The 9733-nt window shown below is 64.8% G+C and carries 6 protein-coding genes; 3 read left to right on the top strand and 3 right to left on the bottom strand.

The genetic code is table 11. From position 1 onward, the window contains the following. On the bottom strand, nucleotides 1–964 hold a 964-nt coding region (locus ACK4I0_RS12850), incomplete at its 3' end, for a DUF4139 domain-containing protein (RefSeq protein ID WP_409611586.1). A 7-nt stretch (nucleotides 965–971) separates the two neighbouring features. After that, nucleotides 972–2417 (bottom strand): DUF4139 domain-containing protein, encoded by a 1446-nt coding sequence (locus ACK4I0_RS12845; RefSeq protein ID WP_409611584.1) that lies wholly within the window; start codon nucleotides 2415–2417, stop codon nucleotides 972–974. Between the two features lie 943 nt (nucleotides 2418–3360). On the opposite strand from ACK4I0_RS12845, the gene ACK4I0_RS12840 reads away from it, so the two are divergent. From ACK4I0_RS12840 to ACK4I0_RS12830, 3 genes are read left to right on the top strand one after another with little or no spacing between them, the layout of a single operon-like run. Continuing rightward, nucleotides 3361–4134: an ImuA family protein gene (locus ACK4I0_RS12840; RefSeq protein WP_409611582.1), complete on the top strand. Its 774-nt coding sequence runs from the start codon at nucleotides 3361–3363 to the stop codon at nucleotides 4132–4134. After that, nucleotides 4028–5593, top strand: a complete 1566-nt coding sequence (locus ACK4I0_RS12835) for a Y-family DNA polymerase (protein ID WP_409611580.1) — start codon at nucleotides 4028–4030, stop codon at nucleotides 5591–5593. The genes ACK4I0_RS12840 and ACK4I0_RS12835 overlap by 107 nt, the downstream gene beginning before the upstream one ends. Continuing rightward, nucleotides 5590–8976, top strand: a complete 3387-nt coding sequence (locus ACK4I0_RS12830; protein ID WP_409611579.1) for an error-prone DNA polymerase — start codon at nucleotides 5590–5592, stop codon at nucleotides 8974–8976. Before ACK4I0_RS12835 ends, ACK4I0_RS12830 begins: the two co-directional genes overlap by 4 nt. A gap of 553 nt (nucleotides 8977–9529) precedes the next feature. Here the strand turns inward: ACK4I0_RS12830 and ACK4I0_RS12825 are convergent. Then, nucleotides 9530–9733, bottom strand: a 204-nt coding sequence (locus ACK4I0_RS12825; protein WP_409611577.1) for a hypothetical protein, incomplete at its 5' end; no start/stop codon positions are given.

Raw genomic sequence — 9733 nt, 5'->3', positions numbered from 1 at the left:
TGACGACGATCTCGCCAACTTGAGCCACAGCCATAGGCGGGCCTGAATACTCCACGCGATCTTCCATCCTCGCTGGATTAATGGAGCGCACGAACGTCGTGGTGTCCTGCGGCCAACAGACGGGGTCACGCGACACCTCGGCCGGCTGTACCGGCTGCGTGTCGTCGTCGCGATTGAGGACCCCGGCGACAACCTGGACCGGGGCGTCGGGAAAGGCCGTGCCGCCAAAATTGGCCAGGGTGATCCAGCCCTCCAGCGCCAGGGTGCGGCCGTCCGGGTTCAGACGCGCCACATAGTCGGCCGACCATTGCAGGCCCGTCGCGAGATAGGCCAGGGTGACGGTGTAGCGCCCGGCCTGGGGACTGCGCGTGCGAACCGACAGAACCGGTTGGTCGCTTAGGCCCTCGGGCATGCGGTCGAACACGATGCGCTCCGTCAGCCCCGAACAACCCAGCGCCTCGAACTGTCCGTCGACCTCCAGCACCGTGCCGTACGGCCCCGAGCGGACGATGGCCCGACGTTCGGTCGGCGCGCCGGTGACGGGGTTGGTGCGGACCACCGTGACAACTTCGCCAACCGATTTCGCCAGCAACGAACCTGGGCTCAGAATGTCGAAATCCGCGTTCCGCTCGACGACCGAACCGGGCAGGCCCTCCAGCGTCGCACTTTGGGAGACGATGCCTGTGGCGACTCCGCGAAAGCGGATGATCCCCTCGCCTTGCGGGAGGTCCACTGTCCGCTGCTCGACGATCAGGGCCAACCCCTGCCGATTCAGATCGTTGTAGGGCTGGCGCGATTGGGCGATCAGTTCGGCCGTGTCGACCGGCCGGTCGCGATAGATGACGACCCCGACCCGGTCGGGACGCGCCGAGACGCTCTCAACCGGCTCGGCGCGAGCCGAGGTCGCCCACAGCGCCAGAACGGCGCCCAGCGCCAGCCGCGATGATCGACCCAGAGACTCCACGACGCGATCAGCCACCGGTGACGATGACGGCGGTCAGCTTCACCTCGCCGTTGGCCGGAACCGGCACGCGCCACACGGCAGTGCGGGCGTCGCGCAACTCGCCCTCGATGGACTGGCCTTCGATCACCGTGTCGCGGCCCCAGACGCGCTGACGCACCTCGACGGTCTCGGCCGTGGGACGAGCGTTTCGCACCGTGTATTCCATCGTGTAACGCGTCCGGCTGCGCCACCATCCGCCGGCGTTGACCGCTTGCGACGCAACCACACGCGGCTGGACGGTGACGTCGAAGGCCTTGCCCGTGGTGATGACGATGTCAGACCCAGCCGGGGTGTGCGGCACGCGATCCTCGCCGATGAAACGCGGTTCGCCGCTGGCGTCGTTGACATAGACGCGCGCCACGCCAGCCGGCAGCTGCGACCCCACGCCCGAGGCGCGGCTATTGGAGAACAGCACCGCCACATCGGCCGCCGCCGGCTGTTCAGCCGTGGCGAAGTCCTCGACTACATGCAGGTACCGTTTGGACGCCGGCACGCCGGAAGCGTCGATCAGCCCGACCTGCTTGGTCTGATTGTTGGCGACGGTCACCGGCTCAGCCAGCGGATAGACATAAAGGTCGGCGAGACCCTGGGCGTCGCCCATCTGGGTTCCATCGCCACGCACTGTCTGATTGCGAGCGGGCGGGCGATAGCGGGGCTGGGCGTCGACCATGGACACGTCGCCGGCCACCACTCGCGTGTCGGCGTTGGTGAATGTCGAACCCGAGTTGTTGGTCACCGTGACCCAGCCGGTCAGATCCAACCGTCCGGCCGCCTCGTCGAACCGGGCGACATAGTCCGCCTTCCACGACAAGCCGGTGGTCAGATAATTCAGCCGCACGTCGCGCCGACCGGCGCCTTGGGCATCCAAGGTGACCGACAGCGTCGGCCGAGGACGCAGATTCGGCGGCACCTCGTCGAAGATCACCCGCGTAGGCACGCCGTCATCACGCAGCACCTCCACCTTGCCGTCGACGGCCAGAACGACACCTTGATTTGCCGCCAGCACGGTGGCGCGCTCGGTCTGCTGGGCGCCCGAACCGGGATTGGTCCTCACGATGCCGATTTCCGAGCCAACGGCCGACTGCATCAGCCTGTCCGGCGTCAGCAGATCATAATCAAAGTTCTGCTCAACCACCGACAGACCACGGCCCGACAGGCCGACGGTTTCGGGACGGATGCTGGCCGAAACGCCTGGAAACTCACGCCTCGATCGTCCGGCTGGCACGTCGAGCGCGCGCAGGTCCTCCACCAAAGCCAGGTTCTGATTGTAGATTGTCAGCGAGACCCGATCAGGGCCGCCAGATCCGTCCTGCACCGCCGCAGCCGACGATTGTGCAGCTGCTCCCCCCGCCCAGACTAGCAGCACAACACCCGACACCGACGCCGCAATACGCCCTGATACCCGCAGCTTCATCCGACAACTCCCAGCTTCACTTGTAGCCTGTCATTAACCCGAAGCACCAAGCAAGCTCTCACTCATCTTCCCAACGCAGCCGATCAAGATTGCAGGGCTTACGAGGTGTCGGAACACGCTGGCGCATGGCCCACTGCCAGAATGCCTGACTCGGCCTTCCGGTCATCTGTTGCATCACGATCGAACGCTGGCGAAGCGCGCCGCCGAGAGCAACGTCACTGACCCGAAGCTAGGCCAAGTCACAGGCCCGCAGCTTGGCGTCCAGCGCGCAGTTGAACATTGCAAGGTCGCGAACCCTCCTTGCGACCTTCAACTGCTGTCGAATGGCCCAGATGTGCTTCGGTTTTGGCGGCGCCTTGGGGCCGATAAGACGGCCGGCATTCCACGGGCGCTTCGATTGCCTGAACAGGACATACTGGCGCATGGCCCGCCTGCATTGAGGTCGCCTCCCTGTCCCGCCTAACCTACTCCCGTTCCTTCTGCTGTGCGCCAGAAGCGGACCTTCACAGCGTGCTGGAAACACAACATCGACGCAGGCCCGCCTGCGTACATACCTGTTCGTTCTTAGGTTTGTCGATTTAGACTCATCGGCCCATTTCAGCCTTCTGATTTGAACCGGTATGCTACTGGCAATATCCCTCAATGGTTTCGATCATCTGTCGATAATGCCTGATATAAATGCTTACAACCATGTATAAGCAAAACAAATAATTCAAATATCAATACATCGCTACTGAATTGTAAACTTGAGGGTTATTGTTCTGCATTGTTCCAATTCAGGCTTTAAACCTCAACTTCGCCTAAAACCAGATCGGTGGTGATTGCGTAGATATAACCGAATATTCATTGCCGAGCCGAAATTGCGGCAGGATGGCCCAACTCTGGGCTCCGATATTGTCACCCCTTGACTCACACGGGAAGCAAAGCGCTTATAGAACAAATGGTGAACATACAGATTAAAAACGCATGCTTCTCGCTCGCTGAAACCCTTCATCCCATTGCGAACCGCAGGACTGGCGGGGCTTTGGCCGAAGGTGGAGCAACGGGCGTATTGGCCTTGTTGATCCACCAAGGCATCCACGAATTCTATGCTGAAAGCTGCGCCGACGCCGCGACTGTAAACGGCTTTGGTCTGAGCGCTGCGCTGTCCCTCTCTTCGGGTCTGAACCTTGTGTGGATTGTTCATGATCGAGGCGGTCTTGAAAGCGGCCAGCCGTACGGTGAGGGACTGCATGATATGGGCGTGGCTCCGGGGACGGTTCTGGTGGTCCGGGCGCGCGACATCCGCAGTCTTCTGAGCGCCGGTGAAGACGCTTTGCGCACGCGCAAGGTCGGGACCGTGTTGCTCAGTGCGTGGGGGGAGGATCGGGCCTTCAGCCTGACCGCCAGCCGGCGGCTTTCGCTTGCGGCGCGCGATGGTGGCAAGCGGTTGTTCCTGGCGCGGGCGGGGGCCGCACCTCAGCCCAGCGCGGCGGAAAGCCGGTGGTCAGTGCGCTCAGCCGCCTCGACGCCTCTGGCGGGCGGAGCGCCGGGCCGACCGGCTTTTTCCGCGACCCTGCTGCGAAATCGCGCGGGCGCGGCTCTTGGAACCTGGATGATGGAGTGGGACCGTGAAGGACGGTCGTTTGTCGAACCGGCGGCGTTATCTGGCGGTGTGGCTGCCATGGCTGGCCACCGACCGTTTGGCGCGGCTGGAGGCGGGCGGCGTCACGCCTGACGGCATGGCCGGTGCTCCGCTGGTTCTGGTGGAGAAGGTCAAGAGCGCCTTGCGTCTCAGCGCCGTTGATCCTGAAGCGGCGCGCCAAGGGCTGATCGTTGGCCTGACACTGGCCGACGCGCGCGCGCGGCTGTCTGTGGTGCGAGTCGTCGCCGCCCAGCCCGAGGCGGACGAGGCCTTGCTGGGGCGGGTGCTGGACGACTTCGACCGCTTTTCGCCCATGATCGCATTGGACCCGCCGCATGGCCTGATTCTGGACGTTACCGGCTGCGCCCATCTGTTCGGCGACGAGGTGGATATGATCCGCTCCGTCCAGGCTCGCTTGAGCCGTCTGGGGCTGCAAAGCCGCTGCGCCCTGGCCTCGACGCCCCAAGCGGCGCGCGCGCTCAGTCGGTTCGGGCCCGGCGGGGTTTTCAAGCCGGATATGGAACGTGCGGCCATTCGCCGTCTGCCCGTCGCCGCCTTGGAGTTGGGCGAACGCGATGAACAGGCCCTGCGCCGTGCGGGGCTGAAGTGGCTGGGTGATCTGGACGACCGGGCCCGCCCGCCTCTGGCGGCCCGCTTCGGCGCCGACTTCCCAGCCCGACTGGCGCGCGTCATGGGCGACGAGGACATACGCATTACGCCACATCGGCTGGCGCCGCCCATCGTGGCCGACCGCGTCTTTCTCGAACCCATTTCGGCTGACGAGGACGTGCAGCGCGTTCTGTCGGACCTGCTGGACGAGACAATGGCGAGACTCGAAGCCGCCACCCTGGGCGCGCGCGCCTTCGAGGCTGGCTTCTATCGCGTGGACGGCGGCGTGCGGCGGATCGGACTGAGGGTCGGACGCGCCACCCGGGACGCCGGTTCGGTGCTGCGCCTGTTCCGAGAACGGCTGGCGGCTCTAGAAACGCCGCTGGATCCTGGATTCGGTTTTGACCAGATGAGAATGGCGGTGCGGGCCGTCGAACGGTTGGCCCCGTTGCAGGGCGGACTGGCCGAAGACGCCGACCCGACTGGCGATATGGACGGGCTCATCGACCGGCTGGTCGCTCGTCTGGGGCCGCAGGCCGTGCTGCGGTTTCAGCCTCAAGGGTCGCATATTCCCGAACGTACGGCGCGCTGGATCCTGGGGGGCGTCGCGACGGATACTGCTGAGGCCTGGCCCGAGCGCGATCCGGAAGATCCGCCGTTGCGTCCGCTGCATCTGTTCAATCCGCCCCAGCCGGTCGAAACGCTGGCCGAGGCGCCGGACGGCCACCCTTTTCGTTTCCGCTGGCGGCGCGTGGTGCACAATGTCGCCCTCGCGGAGGGGCCAGAGCGGATCGCCGGCGAGTGGTGGCGTGCGCCCGGCCAGCGCACCCGTGACTATTACCGCGTCGAGGACACGGACGGCCGCCGCTTCTGGCTGTTCCGTCAGGGGCTGTACGGCGCCGACGAACCGCCACGCTGGTTCATCCACGGCCTGTTCGCATGATCGCTCCCGATCCGCTGGGCGACTACGCCGAACTGGCGGTCAGCAGCCACTTCTCCTTCCTGCGCGGGGCATCTTCACCCAAGCATCTCGTGGCCAGCGCGATCCTGCGGGGGCACGCGGGAATGGGCTTGGCGGACCGCAACACCGTGGCCGGCGTGGTCAGGGCGTGGAGCGCGCTGAAGACGCTGCGTCTGCATGGCCTGTTGCCGCCCGACTATCGTCGAGAGGGCTCCGGGCCGGGGGAAATCACGACGGACGAGGACACGATGATCGACGTCGCCCTGTCGGACGAGGTCAAACGCCGTGCGGCCGATTTCAAGCTGATCCTCGGCGCGAGGCTGGTGTTCAACGACGGCTCTCCGGACATTCTCGCCTATCCGGAAACGCGCGCCGGATGGGGCCGCCTCACGCGCCTGCTGACCAAGGGAAATCTCCGCGCCAGGAAGGGCGAATGCGAGATCGGCCTGGGCGATCTTCTGGCGGCGCCGGAGGACATGCTGCTGATCGTCATGCCGCCGCAGGGGCTGACGGGCTTCGACGCGACGCTGACGCGCATCGCCTGGGCCGCCCCCGGCGCGGTGTGGCTGGGCGCTTCCATGTTGAGGCAAGGCGACGACCGCCGCCGCCTGGCCCGGTTGAAAGCGATGGCCAAGCAGGCCTGCGTTCCGCTTCTGGCGGTCAACGACGTCCTCTATCACGCGCCCAGCGAACGGGACCTGCAGGACGTGATGACCTGCATCCGCGAGGGAGTGACCATCGAGACGGCAGGGCGGCGGCTCCTGACCAATGCCGAGCGTCACCCCAAGCCGGTCGCCGAGATGACGCGGCTGTTTCAGGACACGCCCGAGGCCGTGGGCGAAACCCTGGATTTCATCAGGCGCGTCGCCTTTGACCTATCTGATCTGGCCTACAACTATCCCAGCGAGCCGACGCCTCCGCAGATGTCGTCGCAACGATGGCTGGAGGCGCTGACCTGGCGAGGGGCCAAGCTGAAATACCCCTGCGGCGTGCCTCCAAAGGTCAAGAAGACCTTGAAAAAGGAGTTGAGATTCATCCGTAAGGCGGGTTTCTCGCCCTATTTCCTGACGATACGCAACATCGTCCAGAAGGCCGAAGATCTCGGCATCCTGTGTCAGGGACGAGGGTCCGCGGCCAATTCCGCGGTCTGCTATGTGCTGGGCATCACCAGCGTGAACCCTGCCCACCACGACCTGCTGTTCGAGCGCTTCCTGTCGACCAGCCGGGGCGAGCCCCCGGACATCGACGTGGATTTCGAGCATGAGCGGCGCGAGGAAATCATCCAGCACATCTACGACCGATACGGCCGAGAGCGTGCCGGCATCGCTTCAACAGTCATCCACTTTCGCCCGCGCAGCGCCGTCCGCGAGGTCGGCAAGGCCCTGGGTCTGACCGAGGATGTCACCGCCCGGCTGGCTGGCAGCCATTGGGGAAGCTGGGGCAAGGACATCACCGAGCGTCATGTCGAGCAGGCGGGCCTCGATCCGAAGAATCCCATGATCTTGCGAACGGTGGAGTTGGCGACGCGTCTGCTGAACACACCCCGTCACCTCAGCCAGCATGTCGGCGGATTCGTCCTAACCCAGGACCGGCTGGACGAGATGGTCCCTATCGGTAACGCCGCCATGCCGGACCGCACCTTCATAGAGTGGGACAAGGACGACATCGACGAACTGTGTCTGATGAAGGTCGACATCCTGGCGCTGGGCATGCTGACTTGCATCCGGCGGGCCTTCGACCTGATCGAGAAACATCAGCAGACAGGCTATCTGCTGCACACGATTCCGGACGATCAGCCGGACGTCTACGCCATGCTTCAGCGGGGGCATTCCATCGGCGTCTTCCAGGTCGAGAGCCGGGCCCAGATCAACATGCTGCCCCGGCTGAAGCCGAAGCGATTCTACGACCTGGCTATCCAAGTCGCGATCGTTCGGCCAGGCCCCATTCAGGGGGACATGGTCCATCCCTACCTGCGTCGGCGGGGTGGTCTAGAGAAGGTCGAATATCCCAGGCCCGGCCTCGAGCACCCGCAGAACGAGCTGGAGGCGATCGTCAAAAAGACGCTGGGCGTGCCGCTGTTTCAGGAACAGGCGATGAAGATCGCCATGGTGGCGGCAAAGTTCACGCCGGATCAGGCGAATGGGCTGCGCAAGGCCATGGGAACCTTCAAGGGCGATGGCGACCTGGAGCGGTTCGAAGACCTGATGGTCTCAAACATGATCGCGCGGGGTTACGACCCTGATTTCGCCCGCCGGTGCTTCAACCAGATCAAGGGGTTCGGTTCGTATGGGTTCCCGGAGAGCCACGCTGTGTCCTTCGCCCGGTTGGTTTACGTCTCGTCTTATCTGAAATGCCGCTACCCCGCCGCCTTCGCCTGCGCTCTGTTGAACAGCCAGCCCATGGGCTTCTACGCCCCGGCCCAGATCGTGCGCGAGGCGCATGAGATCGGAGGGGTTCAGATCCGGCCCATCGACGTGGCGCACAGCGGCTGGGACAATGGGCTGGAGCCGACAGAGGGCGAGCCGACGCTGCGTCTGGGTCTGCGTCAGATCGACGGCTTCAGAGAGGCTTGGGCGACAGCGCTTGTCGCGGCGCGGGCGGAGGCGCCGTTCGCTGATCTCGAAAGTCTGGCCTGGCGTGCGCGCCTGCCGGCGGCGGCGATGCGCAAGCTGGCGGACGCCGACGCCTTCCGCTCCCTTGGGCTGGACCGGCGCGAGGCGCTGTGGGCGGTGCGTCGCCTGCCCGACGACGATCCACTGCCGCTTTTCGCCGCCGCCGAGGCCCGAGAGCGGGGCGCCCGCGAACTGGGCGCCGAGCCCGACGCCCGCCTGCCAATCATGCCGCTCGGCGAACATGTCGCGGCCGACTATCAGACCACGCGCCTGTCGCTGAAGGCCCACCCCATGCACATCTTGCGGCCGATCTTCGACGCCGAGGGCGTATCCACCTGCCAGGCCGCCGAGGCGCGCCGTGGGGGAACCGCCGTGCGCGTCGCCGGAGTGGTGCTGATCCGCCAGCGGCCAGGCAACGGCAACGCCATCTTCGTCACCCTGGAAGACGAAACGGGCGTCACCAACATCGTGCTGTGGGCGCGGCTGTTCGAACAGTTCCGCCGCGAAGTCATGGCCGCGCGTCTGATGTTGGTGGAGGGCGTGGTCGAAAAGAGCGCCGAAGGCGTGACCCACATCATGGCGCGGCGCGTCATCGACCGATCGGCCGAGCTGGAGCGCCTGTCAGAGGATCACGAGACCACCGTGCAACTGGCCCGCGCCGACGTGGTCGCCCACCCTCAGCCGCCGCGACACCCGACCCACCGCCACCCCCGCGACGTGCGTATCCTGCCGGGCTCTCGGGACTTCCACTAAGCGCCAGATGAGACATTCACCGGCGAGCAGAGAGCAGACTTTCGCGCCGTGCAGCAGGAGCCTCGTTAGTCTCCTGCTGGTTTTTCTTAAGACGCAAGACAGGCCACTCTTCGGCATGACCCGAACTTGTTGAGAGTTGCTCGGAGCCTAGAGGTAGTCCGGAAGATCCTTGTTTCCTCGCCACCGTGTCGGCCGCTCTCGCCGCCGGCGTGATCTACGGCCCCTTGGCGAAGACCCGGGATGCCGTCGATCGCGGCCTTCATGCCGCTGGCCTCGCCGACCACGGCGGCGTGCCCCGATCCGCCAGCTCACATCGCGTCGGGTTCCTGACTCAGGCTCGCCAAGCTCTCGACCGCCCCCAGAAAGGAAGCGTTCCAGGCGGAATGTATTGCTCGATCTTTAGGAGCTCGAGACCCTCCTCCAAGATAGAGAGATCGCTCGCCAAGAGGTCGCGGATGCCAGCTTCGTTCATCAGAGGATTCCGAGCCCGTATTTAACACCGGCCTTTCAATGGTCGTGGTGGCCGCAACGGTCGCCGTCGTCTCCATGCGCGTCAACCCATCGCAATCTCGGTGATGGGTTTGAAGATGGAGATATTGCGTTTTCGAAGAAAAAATCGAGACAAAACAACGCGGCGTGGCGGTGCTGTCAGTCCAACGGCAAATTGTCTCTTAGTCCGCTCTAGCGCCCGCTGAAAACAGGGCGGCACATTGAGTTGCCATGTTCCTCTACGGTCCGACCTCACAAGCCATTCCGC

Source organism: Brevundimonas sp., from assembly GCF_046295775.1.
GTDB lineage: Bacteria > Pseudomonadota > Alphaproteobacteria > Caulobacterales > Caulobacteraceae > Brevundimonas.
This window is presented reverse-complemented; position numbering and strand designations above follow the sequence as displayed.

What these genes read in the sequence shown, in the direction of transcription:
- ACK4I0_RS12845 (WP_409611584.1), bottom strand. Translation starts at nt 2,417, where the DNA reads ATGAAGCTGCGGGTATCAGGGCGTATTGCGGCGTCGGTGTCGGGTGTT.
- ACK4I0_RS12830 (WP_409611579.1), top strand. Translation starts at nt 5,590, where the DNA reads ATGATCGCTCCCGATCCGCTGGGCGACTACGCCGAACTGGCGGTCAGC.